This is a genomic window from Streptomyces sp. NPDC002602, assembly GCF_042889445.1.
GTDB lineage: Bacteria > Actinomycetota > Actinomycetes > Streptomycetales > Streptomycetaceae > Streptomyces.
Map to the genome: position 1 here is coordinate 204,695 of NZ_JBIAQX010000010.1, position 24,592 is coordinate 229,286.

General features: G+C 72.9%; 16 protein-coding genes. 9 read left to right on the plus strand and 7 right to left on the minus strand.

Annotated elements, in window-relative coordinates; translation table 11 throughout:
* Positions 1-479 precede the first annotated feature (479 nt).
* The 7 genes from ACFYW3_RS25165 to ACFYW3_RS25195 all read left to right on the plus strand — a co-directional run bounded on the left by ACFYW3_RS25165 (position 480) and on the right by ACFYW3_RS25195 (position 13,450).
* Positions 480-1,748 carry a phenylacetate--CoA ligase family protein gene (locus tag ACFYW3_RS25165; protein ID WP_389387396.1) on the plus strand — a complete coding sequence of 423 codons (1,269 nt, stop codon included), beginning with the start codon at positions 480-482 and terminating at the stop codon, positions 1,746-1,748.
* The gene (locus ACFYW3_RS25170) at positions 1,745-3,214 is read left to right on the plus strand and encodes an MFS transporter (protein WP_389387397.1); all 1,470 of its coding nucleotides are present in this window, start codon (positions 1,745-1,747) and stop codon (positions 3,212-3,214) included. The genes ACFYW3_RS25165 and ACFYW3_RS25170 overlap by 4 nt, the downstream gene beginning before the upstream one ends.
* Complete coding sequence (locus ACFYW3_RS25175; RefSeq protein ID WP_351760194.1) at positions 3,211-4,347, plus strand: GNAT family N-acetyltransferase; 1,137 nt, start codon at positions 3,211-3,213, stop codon at positions 4,345-4,347. Before ACFYW3_RS25170 ends, ACFYW3_RS25175 begins: the two co-directional genes overlap by 4 nt.
* On the plus strand, positions 4,344-5,501 hold the full coding sequence (locus ACFYW3_RS25180; protein ID WP_351760191.1) for an acyl-protein synthase: 1,158 nt from the start codon (positions 4,344-4,346) through the stop codon (positions 5,499-5,501). Before ACFYW3_RS25175 ends, ACFYW3_RS25180 begins: the two co-directional genes overlap by 4 nt.
* On the plus strand, positions 5,498-8,035 hold the full coding sequence (locus ACFYW3_RS25185) for an acyl-CoA reductase (protein ID WP_389387398.1): 2,538 nt from the start codon (positions 5,498-5,500) through the stop codon (positions 8,033-8,035). The genes ACFYW3_RS25180 and ACFYW3_RS25185 overlap by 4 nt, the downstream gene beginning before the upstream one ends.
* A gap of 446 nt (positions 8,036-8,481) precedes the next feature.
* Entirely contained in the window at positions 8,482-10,962 is a 2,481-nt protein-coding gene (locus ACFYW3_RS25190; RefSeq protein WP_389387399.1) for a dolichyl-phosphate beta-glucosyltransferase, read from the plus strand.
* A gap of 166 nt (positions 10,963-11,128) precedes the next feature.
* Positions 11,129-13,450 carry an ATP-binding protein gene (locus ACFYW3_RS25195; RefSeq protein ID WP_389387400.1) on the plus strand — a complete coding sequence of 774 codons (2,322 nt, stop codon included), beginning with the start codon at positions 11,129-11,131 and terminating at the stop codon, positions 13,448-13,450.
* Here ACFYW3_RS25195 and ACFYW3_RS25200 read toward each other — a convergent pair.
* The 4 genes from ACFYW3_RS25200 to ACFYW3_RS25215 form a co-directional block, all read right to left on the minus strand.
* On the minus strand, positions 13,428-13,877 hold the full coding sequence (locus tag ACFYW3_RS25200; RefSeq protein WP_351756299.1) for a response regulator: 450 nt from the start codon (positions 13,875-13,877) through the stop codon (positions 13,428-13,430). The genes ACFYW3_RS25195 and ACFYW3_RS25200 overlap by 23 nt on opposite strands.
* The gene (locus ACFYW3_RS25205; protein ID WP_389387401.1) at positions 13,874-15,721 is read right to left on the minus strand and encodes a PP2C family protein-serine/threonine phosphatase; all 1,848 of its coding nucleotides are present in this window, start codon (positions 15,719-15,721) and stop codon (positions 13,874-13,876) included. Before ACFYW3_RS25205 ends, ACFYW3_RS25200 begins: the two co-directional genes overlap by 4 nt.
* Positions 15,722-15,864: 143 nt before the next feature.
* Positions 15,865-16,695 (minus strand): siderophore-interacting protein, encoded by an 831-nt coding sequence (locus ACFYW3_RS25210; protein ID WP_351756304.1) that lies wholly within the window; start codon positions 16,693-16,695, stop codon positions 15,865-15,867.
* A 20-nt stretch (positions 16,696-16,715) separates the two neighbouring features.
* Complete coding sequence (locus ACFYW3_RS25215; protein ID WP_351756306.1) at positions 16,716-17,942, minus strand: MFS transporter; 1,227 nt, start codon at positions 17,940-17,942, stop codon at positions 16,716-16,718.
* A gap of 82 nt (positions 17,943-18,024) precedes the next feature.
* On the opposite strand from ACFYW3_RS25215, the gene ACFYW3_RS25220 reads away from it, so the two are divergent.
* Together ACFYW3_RS25220 and ACFYW3_RS25225 are read left to right on the plus strand one after the other, a co-directional pair.
* The gene (locus ACFYW3_RS25220; RefSeq protein ID WP_389387431.1) at positions 18,025-19,002 is read left to right on the plus strand and encodes an ArsR family transcriptional regulator; all 978 of its coding nucleotides are present in this window, start codon (positions 18,025-18,027) and stop codon (positions 19,000-19,002) included.
* A gap of 41 nt (positions 19,003-19,043) precedes the next feature.
* Positions 19,044-20,408, plus strand: coding sequence for an FAD-binding oxidoreductase (locus ACFYW3_RS25225; protein ID WP_389387402.1), 1,365 nt, complete (start codon positions 19,044-19,046; stop codon positions 20,406-20,408).
* A gap of 102 nt (positions 20,409-20,510) precedes the next feature.
* Here the strand turns inward: ACFYW3_RS25225 and ACFYW3_RS25230 are convergent, their stop codons facing one another.
* The 3 genes from ACFYW3_RS25230 to ACFYW3_RS25240 all read right to left on the minus strand — a co-directional run bounded on the left by ACFYW3_RS25230 (position 20,511) and on the right by ACFYW3_RS25240 (position 24,559).
* Positions 20,511-21,887, minus strand: coding sequence for a hypothetical protein (locus ACFYW3_RS25230; protein WP_351756311.1), 1,377 nt, complete (start codon positions 21,885-21,887; stop codon positions 20,511-20,513).
* Between the two features lie 96 nt (positions 21,888-21,983).
* Entirely contained in the window at positions 21,984-23,249 is a 1,266-nt protein-coding gene (locus tag ACFYW3_RS25235) for an MFS transporter (RefSeq protein ID WP_351756314.1), read from the minus strand.
* 53 nt (positions 23,250-23,302) lie between these two features.
* Positions 23,303-24,559, minus strand: a complete 1,257-nt coding sequence (locus ACFYW3_RS25240; RefSeq protein ID WP_351756317.1) for an ATP-grasp domain-containing protein — start codon at positions 24,557-24,559, stop codon at positions 23,303-23,305.
* Positions 24,560-24,592 lie beyond the last annotated feature (33 nt).

Consider the following 24,592-nt stretch of genomic DNA (forward strand, 5'->3'; position numbering starts at 1 on the left):
CCCAACGTCGCACGCTCCGGGTCTGGATGACGTTTCCATTGGCGTCCGTGCACTGTCAAGTTCACCGTGCCCAGAGGGCTTTCACGGTCCATGGCCGGAGCCGCCCGGGGGAGTGATTGGCGTCACCCCTTCACGGCGTGTCCGCATGGGCGGTACCGAATTTCCCCGATCCGACCTGCTCGCGGAACGTGATGTCCGGCACACATGAGGTCGGTGGCCGGCGGGGGCGTCGGCGCCACCACCTTTTCGGCCAGGCGGGCCGGAAAACCACTTTGTGGCCCGCTCGTACGCGCCATCGATTTGGCGGTGCGTTCCCCGTGTTCCATGATGTGAGACGGGATCAGGTGTGGCTCGCACCTTCGAACTACAGGGCACACGTGCATTGTTGACTAGTCAACAGATGAGGTCGGGGGACCGTCGCGCCGTGGAAGCCGCCTGTTTCCTCTCCCTTTCAACTTCGTCTTCCAGGTAAAGGCAGCATGCCCGTCCAGCGGTTTTCAGACCTCGTGCGTTTCGCCCGAGACTGCTCCCCTTTCTACGCCGACCTCTACGCAGACCTGCCGCCCGAGGTGAACGACCTCACCGATCTGCCCGTGGTGGATCAGAACGCGTTCTGGGCCGCCAATACCCTGCACGACAACCGGGTCCTGACGGCCCCCCTGGCGGAGGCCGTCGTGTACAAGACGGGCGGCACCACCGGCACCCCGCGCTTCTCCTGCTACACCCGGGAGGAGTGGAGCGAGTTCGTCACGGCGTTCGGCGCCGGCCTCGTCGACGCGGGTCTGCGGCCCGGTCACCGGGTGGCCGACCTGTTCTACGCGGGTGAGCTCTACGCGAGTTTCCTGTTCGTCCTCGACTCGCTCGCCCACGCCCCCGTGTCCAACGTGCGCCTGCCCATCGGCGGCGGAGCGCCCCTGGAGTCGACGGTCTCCGCCCTCCAGGACTTCGGCGCCCACGTCGTCGCCGGCACGCCGACCACCCTGTGCCGGCTCGCCGAGCACCTGACGTCGACGGGCCGCCGACTCCCGCAGGTGGAACTCCTGTTCTTCGGGGGCGAGGCGCTCTTCTCCGACCAGCGCCGCCTCCTCGCGGGCGCCTTCCCCAACGCCGAACCCCGCTCGCTCGGCTACGCCAGCGTCGACGGCGGCCTCCTCGGCAGGCCCGTCGCCGGCCCGGACACGCGCACGCACCGGCCCTTCACCCCGCACACCGTCGTGGAGATCCTCGACGAGACGACCGGCGAACCGATCCGCGAGGCGGGCCGGCCCGGCCGCGTCGTCGTCACGCAACTGTTCCGCAGCCTCATGCCCGTCATCCGCTACCCCGCCGGCGACCGCGCCGAATGGACCGACGCCGAAGGCGGGGCCTTCCGCATCCTGGGCCGCGCCGAGGAAGGCGTACGCGTCGGGCCCGTCTCCCTGTACTGGGACGACGCCACGAACGCCGTCGCCGAAGCGGACACCGAGGGCCTCGTCACGGGTACACAACTCGTCGTCCGCCGCTGGGAGGGGCGCGACGGTCTGATCCTGCGCCTGGCCACCGCCCCCGAACACGACCCGGGCACACTGGAGGTCCTGGCCAAGGCGGTCGTCGAGGGACTGAACACCGCCCGGCCGCTCTACCCCGACAGCGTCGCCACGGGATTCGTCCACCCCCTCGGCGTCGAGTGGACCCGTCACCGCGACCTCGTCGTCAACACGCGCTCCGGCAAGCTCGTCCGCGTCCTCGACGAGAGGCCGACCACATGAGCACCCCGACGCCGGTCCCCGGCCGCCGACCCCCGCTCGTCCTGCGCAACCGCGCCTTCGGGACCGTGTGGCTGGGCCAGGTGCTCACCCAGGCCGGGACGCGCATGTTCCAGGTCGGCACCTCCTGGTGGCTCATCGGCCATGTCGCCTCCGGCGACGGCGGGTTCGCCGCCGGCATGCTCATGGCCCTCAGCACCCTGCCCGCCGTGGCCCTGGCCCCGCTCGTGGCCCGCGCCATCGCCCGCCGCTCCCACCGCTCGCTGCTGCGCGGCGCGGCCGCCGGCGCGGGGACGGCCGCCGCGGTGCTCGCCGGCTGGGCCGCCGCGAGCGACCTGCCGGTCGTCGCGGTCTACGCGGCTGCCCTGGCCCTGGCGACCTGCCAGGCCTTCTTCGACCCGTGCCTGACCACTTCCGTGCCCGAACTCGTCGACGACGAGGACATCGAGGCGGCGACCGGCTTCGAACTGTCCACCCAGTCGCTCGCGAGCCTGGGTGGAGCCCTGCTCGGCGCACTCGTCGTGGACGTGGCCGGCGTGGCCGGCCTCGCGGCGGGCTGCGCCGTCGCCTACGGCACGGCGGCGGTGCTCATCACGACCGTCCGCTTCCGCACCCCGGCCTACGGCACCCCGGCTTCCACCGAGGGGCCCTCCGGCAACGCGGATGCCGATGTCGACGCCGACGCCGAAAAGGCCGCCGCCGACCCCGCCCCGCGGCGGACACTGCGGCGGATCCTGGGCCGACTGCCGTACGTCCGCGCCATCCTGCTCTGCTTCACCGCGGCCAACCTCTTCACCACCGCCGTCTTCGTCGTCATGCCGCTCTACACCGCCACGGTCCTGCACGGCGACGGCGCCACCGTGTCCCTCCTGGAGGCGTCCCTCGGCCTGGGCACCCTCATCGGCTCCTTCACCGGCGCCCGGGTGCCCGGCCGTCCCACCGTGGTCGGCTCCGCCTGCCTGGGCGCGATGGCTCTCGCCCTCGCCGTCCCCGGCCTGATCGCGGCCCGGCCCGTCATCGCGGGCGCCCTCCTGGTGACGGGCTGGTGCGTCGGGGTGATCGGCGTCCGCTTCGTGGCCCTGTTCCAGCGCCTGGTCCCGGCCGCCGACAAGCCGGCCTTCTTCGCGGTCATGCAGGCCGTGCTCGGAGCGACCTTCCCGGTCGCCTCGCTGCTGTTCGGGCTGCTGGGCGACCACCTCTCCGCACGGACCCTGTGCCTGATCCAGGCGGCCGGCCTGGTGCCCGCCGCCCTCGCCCTGCTCCTGCTGCCCCGGCGCTACCGCACGGCGGACGCCCCCGACGCCCTGCCCGCCGACGCACCCGAGAGCCGGCCCGCGGACGCCCCCGAGGCCGAAGCCGCCGACGCATCCGACGCCCGGCCCGCCGACGCGCCCGTCACCGAGCCCGCCGCCACGTCCGCCGTACACGCGGCCCCGGCTTCCGCGACCCCCGCCGGAGGCACCCGATGAGCGCCGTCATCGAGCAGGCCGCGCCGACGGACATCGCCGACCTGCGCCAGCTGTACTACGCCGTCTACGGACCGCACTACCCCACGGCGTTGGGCACCGACCCCGCCGAGATGTCCCGGCTCATCCGCGACCCGCACACCCTCTGGCTCGTCGCCCGCTGCCCCCGTACCGGCGCCCTCGCCGGATCGGCCGCGATCCACGGCGAGGCCGGCACCCGCATCGGCCGCCTCGAAGGGCTCGCCGTCCACCCGGACCAGCGCGGCTCGGGGCTCGCCGGGCGGCTGACCGAGGCCCTGTGCTCCGCCACCCTCGACGCCGGGACCCTCGACTCGGTGTACGCCACCGTCCGCACCGTCAGCGCCGGACCCCAACGGGTCGTCGCCCGGCACGGGTTCCGCCCGCTGGGCATCCTGCCCAACGCCGTCGACCTCGGCAGCCGGGAAAGCCTCGCGCTCTACGCGCGTCACTCGCCGGGGGTGTTGGACCGCCGGGTCCCCGTCGCGGAGGTGCCCGCCCTCCTGACGCCGCTCCTGCGCACCGCCGGGGCGAGCCTCGGCATCAGCTACGCGGACGCCCGGCCCACGGCGCCGACGCCACTGCCCGCCGGGCCCGCCGCCGCGCCCCTGGAAGTGATCGAGGCACCCGCGTTCGTCCGCCGCCGCTTCCACGCGCACTTCCCCGACGGGGGCCGCTGGTTCTACCCGCTGCACACCCCGAACATCCTGCTCACCCCCGCCGACGGCGACTTCGAGGTGTACGCCTACCTCAACCGCACCGGGGGCTACTGCGCCCTGGTCGCCGCCCACCCCGACCCGACCGCCGCCGCGGGGTGGCTGGAGCCGGTCACCCGTACCCTCACCCGCGCGGGCGCCGGCTACGTCGAGGCGCTCGTCCCCCTCGAACAGCACGCCGCGCTGTCCGCCTTCGCCGCCCAGGGCTTCATCGCCGGGGCCGTGTACCCGGCCATGCGCCGGGACGGGGACGGCTTCCACGACTACGTGGTGATGTCCCGCACCACCGAGCACATCGACTTCCGCGGCGTGGTCGTCGACCCGCCGCTCCAACCCTTCCTCGATTCCTATGTGTCGGCCTGGGCGTCGGCGCATCTGCCCTCCCGTGAGGTCGCCCCATGACTGGCTCCAAGCCCCATCTCGCCCCCGTCGACGTCCCCGACGCCGCCGCCCTCGCCCGACTGCAGGAACTCTGCGACCTGACCGACCCCTACGCCGGCGGTCCCGCCGAGGAGGAACTGTTCACCGCGGCCATGGCGGAGATCAACGCCTGGCACCGGGAGCGGTCCCCGTTCTTCCGCGACCTCCAGGACGCGGCCGCGCACGACGTCCCGTACGAGGCGCCCCTGGTGCACGCGAACTTCTTCAAGCGCCACGAGGTCCTCTCCATCCCCCGTGACGACGTCCACCTGCACCTGACCTCCTCCGGCACCACCGGACAGAAGTCGCAGATGTTCTTCGACGAGTGGACGATCCGCTCCGCGCAGCGCATGGTCGCCCGCATCTTCGACCACAACGGCTGGATCACCCCCGACCAGCCGGTCAACTACCTCCTCTACAGCTACGAGCCCGCCCGCGACCTCAACCTGGGCACCTCGTTCACCGACAACTACCTGTGCGACTTCGCCCCGGCCCGACAGGTCGAGTACGCCCTGCGCGACACCGGCAACGGACACGAGTTCGACCCCTTCGGCTGCGTCGCCGCGCTGCGCCGCTTCGCCGAGGACGACGTCCCGGTCCGCATCCTCGGCTTCCCCGCGTTCCTCTGGTTCACCCTGGAACGGATGCGTGCCATGGGGCTGGAGCCGCTGCGCCTGCCCGAGGGTTCCCTGATCATCCTCGGAGGCGGCTGGAAGGGCCACGCCGACCGCCGGATCGGCAAGGACGAGCTGTACGCCCGGGTCACCGAACAGTTGGGCGTGCCGTCCGAGCGGATCCGGGACACCTTCGGCTCGGTCGAGCACTGCATCCCGTACATCGAGTGCTCGCACCACAACCTCCACGCGCCCGTCTGGTCCCGCGTGTTCATCCGCTCCACCCGCACCCTGGAGCCCCTCCCGTACGGCGAACGCGGCTACCTCCACCTGGTGTCCCCGTACATCACCTCCGTACCGGCACAGAGCGTCGTCATGGGCGACCTCGCCTCGCTGCACCCGGGCGAGGAGTGCGGCTGCGAGCTGACCACCCCGTGGTTCACCATCCACGGTCGCGCCGGAGTCAGCCGCAACCGCAGCTGTGCCGTGGCCGCCGCCGAACTGATGAAGGGAATGTCATGACCGACACCATCAACCAGCACTACTGGCAGGGCGCCTTCATCGGCGACGACGAGGCCGCCGAGCGGCTGGCCGCGCTGCCCGCCGCCGTCGAGGCCGCGCTCGCCGAGCCCCTCGACACCGAGACCGTCCTGGCCGCCTGCGACGCCCTCGCGGCGGCCCTGCGCGACCCCGACCACCCCGTCCGGGACCGGCTGGCCCCCCACCTGCCCGCGGGCGACGCCGAGGACGCCGACACGCTGTACGCCGAACTCGCGGCCTTCCTCGACCGGGGCGCCCTCACCCGCAAACTCCGCCGCGAACTGGGCGGCGCCGCCCCGCAGCGACTGAACCGCCCCGACGCCAAGGAGACGGTGTACGAGGCCTGGGCGCCCGTCGGCCTGGTCGCCCACATCGCCCCGGGCAACGCCGCCACCGTCGCCCCCCTCAGCCTGGTCGAGGGCCTCCTCGCGGGCAACGTGAACGTCCTCAAGACCAGCAGCACCGACACCCTCCTCGCCCCGCACCTCCTCGCCGAGCTCGTCGCGCTCGACCCGACCGGCGCCCTCGCCGAACGCGTCATCGTGCTGCGCTTCCCCTCCTCCCGCCAGGACTGGCTGCGCCTGATGTGCGCCCCCGCCGACGCCGTCGCGGTCTGGGGCGGCGAGTCCGCCGTGGCGGGCGTCGCCGCCCACGTCCCGGCCGGCTGCCGGCTCGTCGAATGGGGACACAAGATCTCCTTCGCCTACCTCACGCGGGACGCCTGGGCCGACGAGGCGACCCTGGACGCGCTGGCCGAGGACGTCTGCCTCTTCGAGCAGCAGGCCTGCTCCAGCCCCCAGGTCGTCTACCTCGACACCGAGGACACCGGGGAACTCCACGCGTTCTGCGACCGGCTCGCCGCGGCCCTCGCCGCCCGACCCGCGCCCGCCGACGAGGAACTCGACCCGGCCGAGTACGCGGAGCTGACCACCACCGAGCACCTCGCCCGCCTGGAGGAACACCTCGGTTTCACCCGCGTCCTCGCCGCCCCCGACGGCACCTGGCGCGTCATGGCCGACATCCGCCCGGCGCTCACCGCCTCCCCGCTGCACCGCAGCGTCTGGGTCAAGCCGCTGCCCCGCAAGCACCTCATGGCGACGCTGCGCCCCATGCGCCGCTACCTCCAGACCGCGGGCCTCGCCGGCAGCCGCACCGACATCGCCGAACTCTCCACCCTGGTCCTGGCCGCCGGAGCCACCCGGGTCACACCCGTCGGCGCCATGACCGCCGGCTACTCCGGGGAACCGCACGACGGCGTCTACGCCCTCCAGCGCTACAGCCGCCGCGTCTCGGTCCAGGCCGACGAACGCTTCGCCGCCACCGCCTGCCTCGACGACCTCGCCCGCCCGGTCGACTTCCCCCGCCCCGCCGGGCCGCTGCTCGACAAGAACGACGTCCGCGACCTCAACCGCGGCGTCGACCGCGCCGACGCCGAGCTGTACTTCCGCAGCGGGGGCAGCACCGGCGCGCCCGCCCTGTCGCTCTTCACGTACGAGGACTACGACACGCAGATGCGGGCCGCCGCCCGCGGTCTGCTCGCCGCCGGCTACGACCCGGCGCGCGACCGCACCGCCAACCTCTTCTACTGCGGCGGCATGTACGGCGGGTTCATCAGCTTCTTCTCCATCCTGGAGCGCCTGGGCGGCGTCCAGATGCCGATGGCCGCCGGCCCCGACCACCGCGCCACCGCGGAGATGATCGTCGCGTACGAGGTCGACACCCTCTTCGGGATGCCCTCCTACCTCTGGCAGCTCCTGCACGAGGAAGCCGACCTCCTGCGCTCCTACGGCGGCCTCCGCAAGATCTACTACGGGGGCGAGCACTTCACCGACGAACAGCGCCGCGTCCTCACCGAGACGTTCGGCATCGAGGTCGTCCACTCCATCACCTACGGCAGCACCGACCTCGGCCCCCTCGGCTACCAGTGCACACACGGCACCGGCGGAGTCCACCACCTCCACGCCGACCTCCACACCCTGGAGATCGTCGAGGTCGACACCGACCGCCCGGTGACACCGGGGGAGACCGGCCGCCTCGTCTTCACCACCCGAGCTCGCCGCGGCCAGCACCTGGACCGGTACGTCATAGGCGACCTCGGCCGCGCGCTGCCCGGCCGCTGCCCCTGCGGCAGCCACGCCCCCCGCTTCGAACTGCTCGGCCGGCTCGGCGAGGTGATGCGCGTGGCGACGTACTTCCTCAACCACCGCCGCTTCGTCTCCATCGCGGCGGAGCACCTGGGCCACGCCGGCGAGATGCAGACCGTCCTGACGAGCGGGCCCACCCGCGAGGGAATCACCCTGCGGATGGAGCGGTCCCACGCGCTCGACCCGGACACGGCGCGCGAGGCCTTCCTCGCCGCCTACCCGGAGGTGCGCTCGGCGGTCGAGGAGAAGCTGCTCGACTTCACGGTCGAGGCGGTCGACGGGGCCGCCCTCTTCCGCACGCCGACGAGCGGCAAACTGCCGGCGGTCGTGGACCGCAGGCGCGGACAGCAGTCCCCGGACGGGCTCGCCTGAGCCGTCGCCCCGCCGGAACCCCGTCGCCGCCGTCGCCGGGCGGGCCGAGCCGTGAGAAATGCCTCCCGGCTCGGCCCGCCCGGCCCTCGGCCGGGCGCGGGGGCGCCCGGCCCGCGCGGGGCGCCGCCCCGGCGCGCCGACGGCGCACCGGCACCCGAAGGCCGCCATGCGTCGGTGGCCCCTGCGAGGGCTGATCTATATTGGTCGGGCTGTCCGCCCGTTCCGCTGCGAAGAACAGACAGCCGGGGTCGCTCCGAGGGGGGACGATGCGTCACACCGCGGGGTAGACCCGGCACCGTCATGAAGATCGGAACGGTCGGCGTGGTCCGAGGGCCATTCCCCGCGCCGTCTCCGCGGCGGACGCACGCAGTGGCTTCGGATCCGTCACCCGCGCGGTCGCCGTGCATCTCCCGGTGGAACGGGACAACTCGACGAATGGCTTGCACGTGCAGAACGACAGACTCAGGCCTCGTGGTGCGACCATCACGGGTCAACCCGTCGACCAGGGACCGGGGTCCGTCGGCCTGTCCGTGGTCATCCCGGCCTACCTGGAGGAGGAGCGGCTCGCTCCGACTCTGGAGGTGGTCCGGGCCTACCTCGACGCTCACGTCGGCAGCGGCCCGGAGGACTGGGAGGTCATCGTCGTCGACGACGGCTCCCCGGACCGGACCACCGCCATCGCGCTGAAGGCCGGTGTGCGGGAGCACCGGATCCGGCTCGTGCGGTCCGAGGAGAACAAGGGCAAGGGCAGCGCGCTGCGCCTCGGCGTGGCGACCTCGCTGGGCCGGCGGGTCCTGGTCATGGACGCGGACCTGTCGACCCCGATGGAGGAACTGGCCGGTCTGGAGAAGACGCTGGCCGACGACCCGCGGCTCGCCGCCGCCATCGGCTCGCGCGCCCACCGCGACTCCACCGTGGAGCGGCAGCAGAGCGCGCTGCGCGAGGTGCTCGGCTGGACCGGCAACCGGGTCATCCGGCTGGTGGCCGTCCGCGGCATCCGCGACACCCAATGCGGATTCAAGCTGTTCGACGGTGACCAGGCCCGCGCCGCCTTCGGCGCCTCCCGGCTCGACGGCTGGGCCATCGACGTGGAGATCCTCCAGTACTTCCGACGCAAGGGGTGGCCGGTGGCCGAGGTACCCGTCCGCTGGGCACACCAGGACGGTTCCAAGGTCCGCTTCCCGGACTACGCGCGCACCCTCGGCGAACTGGTCCGTCTCAACGCCCACGGCATCCTCGTGGCCGCGCTGTACCTCTTCGCCGCGTTCTTCCTCTACAAGGGCCTGTGGGCGGATCCGGACGGGGCGATCCTGGCCCATTCCCTCCAGGACCAGAACCAGTGGGAATGGTTCTTCGGGGTCACCGCGGACAATGTCGCGCACCTGCGCAACCCCCTGTTCACCGACTTCCAGAACATGCCCGACGGCGTGAACCTGATGGGGAACACGGTGATGCTCGGCCTGTCCGTGCCGCTCACCCCCGTCACGCTGCTCTTCGGTCCCACCATCACCCTCGCCCTGGTGTTCACCCTCGGCATCGCCGGCACGGCCTGGGCCTGGTACTGGTTGATCCACAGGCGGCTCACGGAGAAACGCTGGGCCGCGGCCGTCGGCGGGGCCCTGGCGGCCTTCGCGCCGCCGATGGTCTCGCACGCGAACGCGCATCCGAATTTCGTCGTCCTCTTCATGATCCCGGTCATCATCGACCGGGCCCTGCGGCTCTGCGAGGGCAGGAACGTCGTCCGCGACGGCATCCTGCTGGGACTGTTCTCCGCCTACCAGGTCTTCCTGGGCGAGGAGCCGTTCCTGCTGGCGGCGATGGGCATGATGATCTTCGCCCTCGTCTTCGCGCTGTACGACCGCGAGAGCGCCCGCGCGGCCGTCCGCCCGCTGGGCGAGGGACTGACCCTCGCCGCGATCGTCTCCGTGCCCCTGGTCGCCTTCCCCTTGGCCTGGCAGTTCTTCGGGCCGCAGAGCTACCACTCCGTGCTGCACGGCGAGGGCGGCGCCGGCAACCCGCTCGGCGCCCTGGCCGAGTACTCGGCCCGCTCGCTGTTCGGCGACGCCGAGACGGCCGGCAGGCTCTCGCTGAACACCACCGAGCAGAACGCCTTCTACGGCTGGCCGCTGATCGCCCTGGCCGCCGGGATCACCCTGTGGCTGTGGCGCCGGCCCGCCGTCCGCGCCCTCGGCCTCACCGCCCTCGCCGCGGCCGTGCTCTCCCTCGGCCCCCAGGTGAGGATCGAGAAGTTCGACGTCACCCTGCCCGCCCCCTGGGCGCTGCTGCGGCACCTGCCCCTGCTCGAATCGGTCATCGAGGGCCGGGTGGCCATGGTGTGCGCGCCGGTCTTCGGCATGCTGATCGCCCTGGCCCTCGACCGGATCGGGGGCCTGCGGGCCCGCGAGCACCGCGTCGTCGGATACCTGGCCGTGGCGGCGGCGCTCGTGCCGATCCTGCCGCTCCCGCTCGTCACCGCGGACCGCGAGCCCGTGCCGGCGTTCATCGCCGAGGGCCACTACAAGGACTACCTGGAGGACGGCCGCTCCCTCGTCCCCGTGCCGCTCCCCGACCCCGGCTCCGCGGCCGCGCTGCGCTGGCAGAGCGGTACCGGCTTCGGCTTCAAGCTGGCCGGCGGCTACTTCAACGGCCCGGACGGCCCCGACCGCGTCGGGATCTACGGCGCGAAGCCGCGCATGCTGTCCGACCTGCTGCGCGACGTCCGCTGGGGCGCGGACGGCCCCTCCGAGATCCCCCCGCCGATGCGGGAGCAGGCACGAGCGGACCTCGCCCACTGGAAGGCCGGTCTGATCGTCCTCCCCGTGACCCAGGAGCGCGCCCCCGAACTGCGCGGCACGCTCACCGCCCTGCTCGACCAGGAACCGCGCAAGGTCGCCGACTGCTTCATCTGGCAGGTCGCCTCCTCCTGACCCGTACGGCGCCGCGTTCGCGGCGACGACCCACACGGCCCGCGGGGCCCGCCCCACCCGGGGGCGGGCCCCGCCGTCGTGTGCGCGGACGGACGGGCCGCCCGCGCACACCACGGCACGTGTGGCAGGCTCCTCACGACCGTGCAGAAGACCGAGGGGTGTCGAAGTGGAACGCGAGTGGCTGTCCCGCCGCAACGAGGAGGCGGAGCGCGCCGCACCGGGAGGCTTCGACCTGGAGCAGTGCGTACGCGAGCCGATCCACCTCCTCGGCGGCGTCCAGTCCCACGGCGCCCTGCTCGCCGTGGACCCGGCCGACGGCCGGATCGAGGTCGCCTCGGACAACCTCGCCGCCCTGCTGGGCCTGCCGCCCGAACCGCTCGTCGGCACCCCGGTGACCGGGATCGTGTCGCGGGAGGACTTCCGGGAAGCCCTGGAGAGCACCGAGGGTCAAGGCGGACCCGCGAGCATCCTGCCGGTGGTCATCGCGGTCGACGGCCGGGACCGGAACTTCGACCTGTCGGCGCACCGCCGCGACGGCCTGCTCGTCCTCGAACTGGAACCCCGCGACGCCACCGGACCCTTCGACTTCACGGTCTTCTACCAGGGAGTGCGCCGCGCGCTCGCCCGCCTGCGGTCGGCCGGCTCGGTGACGGAGTGCTGTGACATCGCGGTGCGCGAGATGCGGCGACTCACCGGCTTCGACCGGGTGGTCGCGTACCGGTTCGACGGCGACGACGGCCCCGGAGAGGTGGTCGCCGAGGCCCTGGCACCCGGCTGGGAACCCTGGCTCGGACTCTGGTTCCCCGCCACCGACATCCCCCCGCAGGCCCGCCGGCTCTACCTGGAGAACTGGATCAGGGTCATCTGCGACGTCGAGGACGACTCCGCGCGCCTGGTCCCCGAGGTACGGGCGGCCACCGGACGGCCGCTGGACCTCTCCGGATCCGCGCTGCGCACCGTGTCCGGCTTCCACCTGGAGTACCTGCGCAACATCGGGGTGCGGTCCTCCATGTCCGTGTCGGTCGTCCGGGACGGCCGGCTGTGGGGCCTGATCGCCTGCCACGGCGGTACGCCCGCGGTCCTGGGGCCGGAACTGCGCTCCGCCTGCGAGCTGTTCGGGTCGGCGTTCTCGCTCCGGCTCGACGTCGTCGAGGAACGCGAGCAGGCCCGCTCCCTGGAGTCGGCCCGCCGGGAACTGACCCGGGCCGCGCACTTCCTCGCCCCGGCGTCGGCGGACGAACTGCCCGAGCACCGCGCCGCCCTGGAAGGCCTGCTGGGCGCCGACGGACTCCTCGTCTCCCGCGGCGGAAAGACCACGGGAACCACCCCGCACCCGGACGTCACGGACCACCTCGCGCGCCGGGCGTCCGAACTCACCCCGGGCACCGTCTGGGCCACCGACCGCCTCCCCGAGGAACTGGGCTCGCAGGAACGCGACCCGGCGGACGGCGCCACCCCGGCCGGGGTACTGATGATCCCGCTCGGGGACGGTGACTTCATCGCGTGGACCCGCCACGAACGGCCCCTGCCCCGCCAGTGGGCCGCCGACCCCGCGACCCCGGTCCGCACCGGCCCGCGCGGTGAACGCCTCACCCCCCGAGGATCCGGCGCCGTGTTCCGGGCGACCGTACGTGGTCGAAGCCTGCCCTGGACCCCGGTCGACCTCGCCGTGGCCCGCGAGCTGAGGCAACTCCTGACCGGCCTGGTCCTGCGCCACGCCACCGCGCTCGGGCTGCTCAACGAAGAGCTGCGCATGACCAACATCGACCTGGACTCCTTCGCGCACGTCGCCGCGCACGACCTGAAGGAGCCCCTGCGGGGCATCTCGAACGCCGCCACCTTCATCCTGGAGGACGCCGGCCCGACCCTTGACGAGCAGACCGTGCGCCGGCTCCACACCATGCACCGGCTCACCGGCCGCATGGACGAACTCCTGAACTCGCTCCTGCACTACGCGCGGCTCGGCCGCTCGGGCCTGCGCCGCGCCCGCACCGACCTCGACGCCGTCCTCGACGCCGCCATGGAGATCGCCGGCCCCCGCCTGGCGGAACAGCACGTCCACCTCGTGCGGCCCGTCTCCCTCCCCACCCTGGACGCCGACCCCGACCGGGTCACCGACATCCTGGTCAACCTCCTGGTGAACGCCGCGAAGTACGCGGACCCCGACCGGCGGGAACGCCGCGTCGAAGTCTCCGTCGTCGACGCCACACCCCCGGGATCCGACCGCGCCGAGCAGACGATCACCGTCGCGGACAACGGCATCGGCATCCCGCCCGACCGTCACGACGAGGTGTTCGACCTGTTCCGCCGCCTGCACGGACCGTCGGAGCACGGCGGCGGCACCGGGGTCGGCCTCGCCGTCGTCAAACGCGTCGTCGAACGCCACGGCGGACGGCTGTGGCTGGAGAGCGCCCCCGGCGAGGGGACCACCTTCCTGTTCACCCTCGGCGCGCCCGCCGCCGATGTCACTCCGGGTCGGCCGGAGTGACCGGTCGGTCCTGCCAGTAGTCCACCGCGCCCTTGAGGACCGTACGGAACAGCTCGAAGTTGACCGGCTTGTAGATGTAGCTGTCCGCGCCGGCCGCGTAACTGGCGTCCACCTCGGTGGGCGCCGTCGACGAGGTGAACACGACCACGGGCACCCGGCCCAGCGACGGCTGCGCGCGGATCGCGCCCAACACCGCGTGGCCGCTCAATCCCGGCATGTTGAGGTCCAGCAGGATCAGCCCGGGCAGCCGGTCGGCGTCCAGCAGCTCCTCCACGACCCCGTCCCCGCGGTCCCTGAAGTCCAGCGTCAGATCGGGGTGGGAACGCCCCAGGGCCCGCTCGATGGCCTCCGCGTCCTCCTGCGAGTCCTCGATCACCAGGACCAGCGCACGGTCGATGGGCTGGACTGCGTCCTCTGCCTGGTTCATGCGCCTTCTTCCACACGCGCCGTCAACACCGCGGTGTCGTCGGCGCCGCTCGTACGAAATCGCTTGGCCTCGGCCGTCAACCGCGCGGCCGACGCTCCCGGGTCACCCTCCCCGGACCGTGCCACCGCGTCCGCCAGGAAGCCCTCGAAGAACGCCCCCTCGGCGTTCCGAGCCTCCGTCAGACCGTCGGTGAACAGTACAAGGCCGTCCCCGGGGCCCAACGCCACGTCCACCGCCGCGTACGTGACCGACGGCGTCACCCCGAGGAGCATCCCCGCGACGTGCACCTCCTCCACGGTCCCGTTCGACCGCCGCACCAGGGGGTACGGATGCCCGGCGCCGGCCACCGAGGCCACGTACCCGGCGGGACCGCGCCGCAGCACGGCCACGGCCGCGGTCACGAACCGGGACGTCCCCTCCCTGATCAGGGAGCGGTTCAGCCGCGACAGCGCGCTCCCCGGATCCGCGCCGTCCTCCAGCAACGTCCTGAGCGTGTGCCGTGCGAGACCGGTGAGCGCCGCGGCCTCCGCCCCGCGGCCGCACACGTCGCCGATGATCAGGGCCACTCCGTCGGCCGTGACCACCGCGTCGTAGAAGTCGCCCCCCACGTCGAGCATGCCGTCCGACACCTCGTACGACGCGCTCAGTCGCAGGCCGTCGACCTCGGGAAGGGCCTGCGGCAGCAGGTGCCGTTGCAACGACTGCACGTGGCTGCGGCGCTGTTCGTACAGCGTGCTGGTGTCGATGGCCAGTGCGGCCCGATCGGCCAGGTCGTCCAACAGCCGTACGTCGACCGTCCCGTCGTCACGCCGGTAGAGGAAGGTGATCGTGCCGAGCACACGGCCGCGCGCCCGCAGCGGACTGACGCTGACCGCTCCCACGGAGCGGCCCGCCCCCCGGGCTCCGACGCCGAAGGGTCCGCCCGCCAACTCCTGGCCGCCGAGCACCACGCCGTCACGCCGGCGCCGGACGACCCCGAGGAGGTCGGCGAGCCAGGGGTCGTGCCGCGCGGTGTCGGCGATCCAGGCCTGTTCCACCGCGGCGACGTGCGCGGACGCGCTGGGCACCAGCCGGTCGCCCGGCCCCGACAGATGGATCATGCAGCCCTCGGCGAGCGCCGGGACGGCCAGCCGGGCCACCCGCCCGAGTGTCTCCTGCACGTCCAGATTGCTGTCCATCTGAAGGGACGCCTCGGCGAGGAAGGCGTCACTGACCTGCCGCCGCTCGTGGCGGTGCTCCTCCAGGATCCGCCGGTTGCTGGCCACGAGGACCTCGCACACCTGGACCAGCCTGGCCGGCAGCGTCGCGTCGGCGTCCACGCCGGGAGAGAGCCCGACCGTCAACGTCGCCCGGTCGCCCGTGTCCAGGGCGAACCCGCACTCCAACGCCGTGGCGGCGCCGGCCGCGCGCAGCACGCCGAGCGTCCTCGGGTCCGCCGTCGTGTCCCGAGCCGGGTCGTACGCGCGAAGGACCGGCCTCCCGTTCGGTGTGCCGCCGCCGCTGGCGCCGGGGGCGGGGCCGGGGGCCGGGTCGGTGGACTCCCGGTCGGTCGGGTCCGCGATGGACGGCGCGGCGTCGCCGGCGGACAGGTACCGCACGTAACGGATCCGGTCGCCGTTCCAGCGCGCGCCGACGACCGTCACGACCCCGGGCTGGTCACGCAGCACCCGGTACAGCCGGTCGGCCAGAGCGGTGACGTCCAGGACCTCGACGGCGGCGCACCACAGGGCGTGGAGGTCCGCCGCCCAGTCGTCCGCCTTCGCCGCCCCGCTCGCCCCGGAGGCGCCGTGCCCCTGTTCGCCCGCCCGCACCGTGTGATCCCACTCCTGAATCCGACCGGGCACCGCCGCCGGAAACCCCTCGGGCACACTACGCCAACCGGTCCGCTCGGGACGTGAGCGCCCGCCGGACGCGACACGAGCGACCCCGGCCGGCCGATGACGCGGCCGGCGACCGGGGTCGCCCCCGAGGGCGGTGGCGCGGCCGGTCAGCCGGCGGCGGGCACGGGATCGCTGTTCCACTCGCCCTTGGTGGCCTGCCACGCCTCCTCGTCCGCGCCCCTGCGCCAGTAGCCGGACACCGACAGCGAAGCGGGCGGAAGGCCGCGGTCGATCCGCAGGTACCGGCGGAGTTCCCGGACGAAGTGCGCCTCGCCGTGCACGAAGACCTGCGGCGATCCGGCGGGGAACTCCAGCCCGGTCACCGCCTCGACCAGCGCCTCGCCGACGGGGCGCGCCCCGCGGTGCAGCCAGGTCGTCTCCACCCGGGCCGGCGAGGCGAGCGGCTGCTCGTCCGCGGGGCCGTCCACCTCGACGAACGCCCGTACGACGGCGTCCTCGGGCATCGCCTCCAGGGCCGCCGCGATGGCCGGCAGGGCGCTCTCGTCCCCGGCGAGCAGGTGCCAGTCGGCGCCGGCGTCCGGGGCGTAGCCGCCGCCCGGGCCCGAGAAGACCACCTCGTCGCCCGGTCGGGCCGCCGCCGCCCAGGGGCCCGCCACTCCGGCGGTGCCGTGGACCACGAAGTCGATGGTCAGCCGCCCGGTCTCGGCGTCCCAGTCGCGCACGCTGTACGTCCTGGTGCGCGGCCATTCCTCCCTCGGGTGGTCGCGGCGGATCGCGGGGATGTCGGTGGGGTCCGCGTACTCCACGCCCGGCGGCGGGAAGTGCATCTTGACGTAGTGGTCGGTGAACCGCCCGGCGCTGAACTCCCGGAGTCCTTCGCCGTGCAGGACGATCCGGACCATCGCGGGTGCGATCCGCTCGGTCCGCAGGACCCGTCCGCGGTGGACGACCCTCTTCCTCGGTTGTGCTTCAGGCATTGCCGTTCCTTTTCGGTGGTTCAGCCGGCGACGGGCGCGGAGTCCGACGCGGCGGCCTGTTCGATGGCGGTGTGCCGGCGGTTGATCATGGGGCCGAGGGCGCCGACCGTGAGGGAGGCGGCCACGCCCGCCACGGCGGCGATCCACCAGAGGACGGCGGGACCGGCGTGGGCGTAGACCGCGGTGCCGGCGGTCAGCGCGGTGAACCGGGCGATGCCGCAGGACCACTGGAAGGCTCCCTGGTAGCGGGCCCGCGCGTCCTCCGGGGCGATGCTCTGGATGATCGACGAGTGCAGGCCCCCGAGGGACGCCTCGCCGAGGGACCACAGGGCCACCGTACCGGCGTACGCCCAGGGGGTGTCGGCGACACCGGTCAGCGCGACGCCGAGGGCGACCAGGACGCTGGCGGACACGTACACCGGGAGTGGCTTCACGTCGGCGAGCACGGCCGTCGCGATCGGCTGCAATATGACGACCAGCGCGGCGTTGAGCGCGAACATCAGGCCGAGGACGGTGGGGGAGAGGCCGTCGTCGCGGATGGCGAGCGGCAGGCTCGCCTCGATCAGGCAGTAGATCGCGACGGAGGTGGCGAACAGCGGCAGCAGGGCCCGCATCAGACGGTCCCGGTAGACCACGCCGTAACCGGCCCCGCCGGCGCCGGCCTTGGGACCGGCCGCCTTCGGGCCGGTGCCCCGGGGCAGCATCGTGGCCGCGATCACCGCGTAGACGAGCGAGGTCGCCGCGTCCACCGTGAACAGCAGCCAGTACCCCTTGGTGGCCAGGAATCCGCCGAGCATGCCGGCGCCCGCGGTACCGATGTTCACCGCCCAGTGGACCAGCGAGAACGCGGCCCGGCGCCGGTCCTTGTCGACCGCGTCCGCGACCAGCGCGGAGGCGGCCGGACCGACGAGGCTGCCGGTGACGCTCAGGAGCGCGGCCGTGAGCATGAGGCTCAGCAGGTTCGGGGCGACGAACAGCAGGCCGTGCGAGGCGGCGACGCCCACCAGACCGATGACCATCGTCGCGCGCCGGCCGCTGCGGTCGGCCAGGAAACCGCCGAGGAGCGGGCCGACCAGGTTGCCGGCCCCCAGCGCCCCCAGCACGTAGGGGACGTCGGAGGTGCTGATCCCGCGCGATCCCAGGTAGTAGACCAGGAAGGGGGTGACCATGAAGCCGAGCCGGTTGACGATCGTGCCCGCGAAGACGATCCAGGCTGTGCGGGGCAGCCCACTGAAGGTGGAGAGCATGTGCCGGATCCTCCCGCCGCTGTACGCTGAAGGCCATTGATTAAGAAATGCCTGAATCCATGGGGTGGTTGTCGTGGCGGAACTGACGTTCTCGGCAAGTGACCTGGCGCAGATGCGGTTCGCCGTCTCGCCGATGTGGGAGGTCGTCACCAGCTTCCGGCTGCTCCGAACGGGTCTCACGCACCCCGTGCACGGGCCCTGGGTCGAACAGGTGCGACCGCGCGTCGAGGCGGCGGGTCTGGACCGCGGCTGGCTCGCCGAGCTGATCCCGCCCGCGCGCTACCTCCCCGACTTCCTCACCCCCGCGCCCCCCGGCGCGGCGCCCACCCTCGCCGAGGAACTGGCCGCGATCCGGGAGGAACCGGACGAGCGGGTCCGCCAGGACCTCGATCACCTGGAGAAGCACATGAGCTCGCGCGGGCCCCGGTTGCGGGCCCTGTACGCCGAGCCGAGGCCCCAACTGGCGCGCGTCGGCGAGGAGATCGAGGCGTACTGGGAACTGGCGCTCGCCCCCTACTGGGCCCGGATCCGGACCGTGCTCGAAGCCGACGTCTTCCACCGCGCCCGGCAGGTCGCCGAGCACGGCGCCGGGCGCCTCTTCAACGAACTGCACGTCTCGCTGAGTTGGGTCGACAACGGGTTGCGCATGGTCCGCCGGCAGCGGACCCTGTCCCGCAAGACGGCGGGCGCGGGCCTGCTGTTGGTCCCCTCGGCCTTCGCCGGACCCCGCGTCCTGACCCGGGTGAGACTGCCCGACCCGCCCCAACTCGCCTACCCCGCACGGGGGATCGGCCCGCTGTGGGAGTCCCGCCCGGTCGCCCGGACCGAGGCCATCGCCGCCGTGCTCGGCCGCTCACGGACCCTGCTGCTGACCGAGCTGGACGCCCCGGCGTCCACCACCGAACTGGCCCACCGCACGGGCATATCCACGGCCGGGGTGTCCCAGTACCTCACGGCGCTGCGCGACGCGGGCCTGGTCAGCGCCCACCGGGCCGGCCGCTCGGTGCTCTACGCCCGTACCTCCGTCGGGGAGTCCATCCTCGCGGGCGCCCCCACCTGACCGGCGAACACCCCAGGACCGAGAGGACCCACCGACCCCCCATGGAACCCGACCCGCTCGCCACCCACCTCTCGGCCGTGGTCGGGGACGCCCACGTGCTGACCGACCCGTCGCTGCGCGCCTCCCACGAGAGCGACTTCACCGGCCGCTGGGTCGGCCGGTCCCGGCTGGTGGTGCGCCCCGCCGACACCGCCCAGGTCGCCGAGGTGGTGCGACTGTGCCACGCCGCCGGCGCCCCGATCGTCCCGCAGGGCGGCAACACCGGGCTGGTCGGCGGCTCGGTCCCCGACCCATCCGGAACGGAGGTCGTCCTCTCGACGCGCCGCCTCACCGAACTCGGCCCGATCGACGTGGCCGCGCGCCGGGTCACGGTCGGCGCGGGCGTCCCGCTCGCCGCGCTGCGGCGGCACCTCGCCCCGCGGGAGCTGGAGTTCGGGGTCGACCTGGCCTCCCGGGACTCGGCCACCCTGGGCGGCATGATCGCCACCAACGCGGGCGGCGAACGCGTCGTGCTGTACGGCACCACGCGCGCCAACGTCGTCGGAGTGGAGGCGGTCCTGGCCGACGGCAGCGTCCTGGACCGGCTGGCGGGTCTGCCCAAGGACAACACCGGCTACGACCTCACCGGCCTGCTGGTCGGCAGCGAGGGCACCCTGGCCGTCGTCACCCGGGCCCGACTCGCACTGGTCCCGCACCTGCCCCGACGGGTCACCGCCCTGCTCGCCCTCGACTCCCTCGCCGCCGCCGTCACCCTCCTGACGGACCTGCGCCGGCTCGAATCCCTCGAACTGGTCGAGTTCTTCACGGCCGATGGCCTGGCCCTCGTCCTGGACAAGAGCGGACTGGCCGCCCCCTTCCGCACCACCCACCCCGTCTACCTGCTGGTCGAGTGCGCGGGCCGGCGCGACCCGGCCGAGGAACTCGCCGAGGTACTGGAGAAGGCGCCCGCACGGGAGGTGGCCGTCGCCCGGACGGCCTCCGACAGCCGCCGGCTCGCCGCATACCGCGAACGACACACCGAGTCCCTGAACGCCGCCGGGATCCCGCTGAAACTGGACGTCACCGTCCCCCTCGCCGATCTCCCCGCGTTCGCCGCCGAGCTGCCCGCCCTGCTCGCCGGGCGGGCCACGCCGTACCTTTTCGGCCATCTGGCCGAGGGCAATGTGCACGTCAACCTCCTCGAGGTCGCGCCGGACGACGAGGAGGCGGTCACCGAGGCCGTGCTCGGCCGCGTCGCCGCGGCCGGCGGGAGCATCAGCGCCGAGCACGGGATCGGCCGGGCCAAGTCCCGCCACCTGCACCTCACCCGGTCCGCCGCGGACATCGCCGTCATGCGTTCCGTGAAGGCGGCCCTGGACCCCGACCACCTGCTCAGCCCGCACACCCTCTTCCCCGACCCCGACTGACGCCCCGAGAGCGGGGCCCGACCGACCGGTCCCACCGCACGCGAAGGCCCCCCGACACCGTGTCACCACGGAGCCGGGGGCCGACGGAGCCGATGGGCCGGGTCAGGCGCCGGACTCGGCCGTCTGGTGCAGCACTCCGCCCACGTGCGCCCCGTTCACCACGTTCACCACCACGTCCCCGGCGGCTTCCGGGATGGCCCGGACACTGGCGCCGGTGAAGCCGTTGACCCCCGTGACCACGCCCCACACCGGCCGGAACCGACCCAGCGTGCCGTCCTCGTCCACGGGCACCGACTCCAGGACGGAGCGGATCCTGCGCTGGATGACGTACGGGCTCTCCAGCGCCAGGGCGACCTGCTCCCGCCACTGCTCGGGCGTCAGGTCGTCGGACCAGCCGAGTACGACCCCCTTGCCGCCGGACAGCGAGGTCGGCTTCAGCACCAGGTCCGCCTGGTGCTCCACGGCGTAGGAGACGAGGTCGACGCGCTCACCGTTCTCCAGGGTCACCAGACCCGGCCGCACCATCCGCGTCCACGGCAGGATGCGGTCCAGACTGGCCAGCTCCTCGGCGCTGAACAGCCCGCGGTTCTCCTCGTCCGACAGCATCGCGAGGGCGCCCTTGCTGGCGTACGCCGTGGTGTCCAGCGGGGTGAAGATCTTGACCTCGCCCCGGTTCGCCGCGTCGAACACCGGCGCGGTGAGCTCCTCCGCCCCGGGAGTCAGCAGGTCCCGGATCAGGAACGTGCGCACGATGATGTCCACCGGCTTCTCGCCGAGCCACACCCGACCGTCGCGCACCTCCAACTGCCCGAGGTGGCAGGGGGAGGCGTCCAGGCCCAGTTCGCCCCAGCGCTCGCACAGTTGCGTCATGTACGGGATCTCGTCCTCGAAGACGCTCGGCCACTCCGTCAGCGCGACCACCGGGCGGTCTCCCGGGGCGAACCCGCTCTCCACCAGGATGTTGTTGACCTGCTCGCGCAGCGAGTCCATGAAGGTGAGCCCGTGCCGCTCGGCGAACTCCGCGAGCACCGGGTGCGCGAGCAGCTCGCGGCACACGTCCACGTTGTCCATGCCGCCGACCGCGCTGCCGATGTTCAACTCCAGCAGCTTGAAGCCGGCCTCGTCGCAGATCAGGTCCGCCCGGGTCTGGCGGGTCATCCGCGCGCCCCGGTTGCGCATGACGGCGGCGACCTGCACCTCGTTCAGGCCGCCCGCGCTCGCGAACGCCGCGAAGTCCCCGCCGAAGAGGCGGTCGGGGAGGCTGGACAGGGCGTTCAGCAGGTTGTCCAGGTCACCCGCGAGCCGGGTGTGCTCCTCGCGGCCGAGGAACAGGGGCCGCGAAAGCCACGAGCCCATGCCGTTGGGCTTGTCGCTGTTGAGGATCTTGTTCTGCGGCAGCCCTCCCAGCAGCTCGCTCGTCTTCAGGTTGCCGCCGGCCAGCTCGGCCAGGTACTCCTCGGTCAAGGCGACGCGATCCATGCGAACCTCTTTCTGACTTCTGTGCGATGTGGGTCGATTGGTTGTCGGGTGACGACCGGCGCACGCCGATCGGTCGTGCCGGGGCCGGTCCGGCGGTCACCGGCTCGCGGCGGCGGCCTTGCTCTCGACGGGCGGCGCGGGGAAGGCGACGACCTCCGGGCGCAGGGAGCGCTCGACGCGCAGGAGGAGGCCCGCGCCCAGCAGGGTCGTGGACGCGACCAGCACCCAGGGCAGCCGGCCGTCGAGGGTGATCAGGGCGGTGAACAGGGTCGGTGCGAGGGCGTACGCCAGGGACCAGGACAGCTGGTACCCGGCGAGGTACCGCCCGCGCAGCGCCTCCGGCGCCGCGGCCTGGGCCAGCGAGCCCGAGAAGGTGCTGTGCACCATCTCGCCCACCGTCATGACGATCACGGCCGCCAGCAGCCCGGCCAACAGCACCCGCACGTTCTCCGGGCGCAGCGTGCCGAGCACGATCTGCCCGATGAAACCGGTCCCGAACAGCGCCGCCCCGGCCGCCGCCGCCCGGGTACGGGTCGTGAAGCGGCGCCGGGCGAACGCGGCGACCGGCACGGAGACCGTGGCACAGAGCGCGGTGTTGACCACGAACGCGACACCGGTGAGCCCCTGGGGCAGGTGCAGCCAGTCGACGGCGTACACCGGCAACAACACGCTGAGCGAGGTGTAGCCGAACGCCACCAGCAGGTTCGCGAGGGTCAGCGTCAGGAACGGTCGGTCCTTGGCGACCAGCCGGTACCCGCCGCTCTTGTCGGCCCGGGCCCGGGCGGCCGGCGGGGTGATCGGCGTACGCGCGGCCAACACCGCCGCGACGAGGAAGCTCGCCGCGTTCAGGAAGGCGGCGGCGATGTAGCCGGAGTCCCCCGACGTGGCGATGAGCAGCGAGGCGATCAGGGTGCCGATGCCCAGTCCGGCGTTGCCGAGGCTGCGGCTGAGCGCCTGCATCCGGTCCCGGTTCTCGCCGTCGACGAGTTCCCCGATCCTGGCCTGGAGGGCGGCGGGGAAGGCCCGGGTGCCGATCGCGGCCAGCATCGCCACCGCGGCGAAGGCGGGCAGCGAGTGGGCGAGCGGGAAGCAGGCGAAACTGAGCCCGCGCAGGACGTACAGGAAGAGTTGCACCCTCCGCGCGCCGAAGCGGTCGACGGCGATGCCCGCCACCGGCAGCGCGGCGATGCCGATCAGCCCGGTGACGGTGAGCACCAGGCCGATCAGCGCCAGCGGCAATCCGGTGACGTGGAGGAAGAACACCAGGCTGAACGGGACGTACATCCCGTTGCCGGTCGCGTCGATCGCGATCCCGGCAGCCAGGGCGCGCTCACCGGGAAACCGAGGGCGCAGGAAGGACATGGATCTCCAAAAGTGGGGTGCGGTGGCGGGAGGGGACCGCCGGCCAAGACGTCTCAGCCGATGTCGTAGAAGCCATCCCCGTCCATGTACCGCGCGGTCAGCGCGTCACGGGCCACGGTGCTCGCGGTCTCGTGCAGCAGGTACACCCGCAGCGGGAACGTCCAGTCGTCGACGGACCGGAAGACGGGGTTGCCGGGGGTGACGCGGAACAGTACGTCGTGGAAGCTCTCCAGCGCCCGCAGTTCGGCCATTCTCGGATAGCCGACGAGCTCGCCCTCGGCCGGCGAGACCATGTTGACGACCCGGGCGTGCCGGTTCAGCTCGTAGCCGCTCTCCCACCGCCGCGCGAACCGCTCGGGATCGACGCACGCGTCGACGGTCCAGTCCAACTGGCTCTCGCCGATGGCCGCCTCGACCGGTACGTGCACGTCGGCCCCGCAGACGCGGGTGCCCGTCTCGACCAGCCGCGGGCCCCGGGGCGTCAGCTTCAGCTCGGTGTGCGCAGGGCCGTTGCGGATGCCCAGGGCGTCGAGGACCAGCAGCGTGTGTTCCACCAGCTGTTCCTGTTCCTCGCCGTGACGTGTCATCAGCTCGGCGCCGGCCGGCAGGTCGCGCACGCCGTTCGCGCTGAGGTGGTGCATCTTCCAGATGTCGCTGACGTAGTGCCGGCCGTCCAGGCTCACCGTGTTCACGATGTACTCGTTGCCGACGAGGTACTCCTGCGCCAGCACCGCGTGATTGTCCTGGTCCAGCGCGCTCGTGCTGCCGAGCAGGGCGTCGAACGCGGCCCGCACCTCTTCGACGGTGTCGCAGAAGTGGACGCCGTCGCTGCCCGCGCTGCTCACCGGCTTGAGCACCACACGGCCGTCGGCCTTCTCGTACCACCGCAGCAGGGTGTCGATGTCGGCGGCCAGCACCTGGTCGGTGCCGGGGACTCCGGCCTCCCTGACCGTCTCGATCATGCGGTACTTGTCGCGGCGGGCCGCGCTCAGCGCGGTCCCGTTGCCCGGCAGGCCGAGTTCCTCGTTCAGCCGGTCGGCGAGGACGACGGCCCGCTCCACACCGGGCACCAGCGCCTTGGGGGCGTGCGCGGCGATGGCCGCGGCCGTCCGGGAGACGTTCCCGTCGTGGACGATGTTGACGACGAAGTCCTCCGGTCGGAAGCTCCGTTCGTACGCGGGCGGAATCGTGGGAGTGCTCTGGACGTGGACGCAGGCGTAGCCCCGGGCCCGGAACAGCGGCGCCAGGCAGCGTGCGCTCGCATACGCGTCGACGATCACGACCGTACGGGGAACGGTGTCACCACTCATTACTTACCTCAGCTGTGGATGTGGACGTGTGAC

Coding starts and splice junctions, on each gene's coding strand:
- ACFYW3_RS25165 (WP_389387396.1), top strand. CDS start 480: ATGCCCGTCCAGCGGTTTTCAGACCTCGTGCGTTTCGCCCGAGACTGC.
- ACFYW3_RS25170 (WP_389387397.1), top strand. CDS start 1,745: ATGAGCACCCCGACGCCGGTCCCCGGCCGCCGACCCCCGCTCGTCCTG.
- ACFYW3_RS25175 (WP_351760194.1), top strand. CDS start 3,211: ATGAGCGCCGTCATCGAGCAGGCCGCGCCGACGGACATCGCCGACCTG.
- ACFYW3_RS25180 (WP_351760191.1), top strand. CDS start 4,344: ATGACTGGCTCCAAGCCCCATCTCGCCCCCGTCGACGTCCCCGACGCC.
- ACFYW3_RS25185 (WP_389387398.1), top strand. CDS start 5,498: ATGACCGACACCATCAACCAGCACTACTGGCAGGGCGCCTTCATCGGC.
- ACFYW3_RS25200 (WP_351756299.1), bottom strand. CDS start 13,877: ATGAACCAGGCAGAGGACGCAGTCCAGCCCATCGACCGTGCGCTGGTC.
- ACFYW3_RS25210 (WP_351756304.1), bottom strand. CDS start 16,695: ATGCCTGAAGCACAACCGAGGAAGAGGGTCGTCCACCGCGGACGGGTC.
- ACFYW3_RS25215 (WP_351756306.1), bottom strand. CDS start 17,942: ATGCTCTCCACCTTCAGTGGGCTGCCCCGCACAGCCTGGATCGTCTTC.
- ACFYW3_RS25225 (WP_389387402.1), top strand. CDS start 19,044: ATGGAACCCGACCCGCTCGCCACCCACCTCTCGGCCGTGGTCGGGGAC.
- ACFYW3_RS25230 (WP_351756311.1), bottom strand. CDS start 21,887: ATGGATCGCGTCGCCTTGACCGAGGAGTACCTGGCCGAGCTGGCCGGC.
- ACFYW3_RS25235 (WP_351756314.1), bottom strand. CDS start 23,249: ATGTCCTTCCTGCGCCCTCGGTTTCCCGGTGAGCGCGCCCTGGCTGCC.
- ACFYW3_RS25240 (WP_351756317.1), bottom strand. CDS start 24,559: ATGAGTGGTGACACCGTTCCCCGTACGGTCGTGATCGTCGACGCGTAT.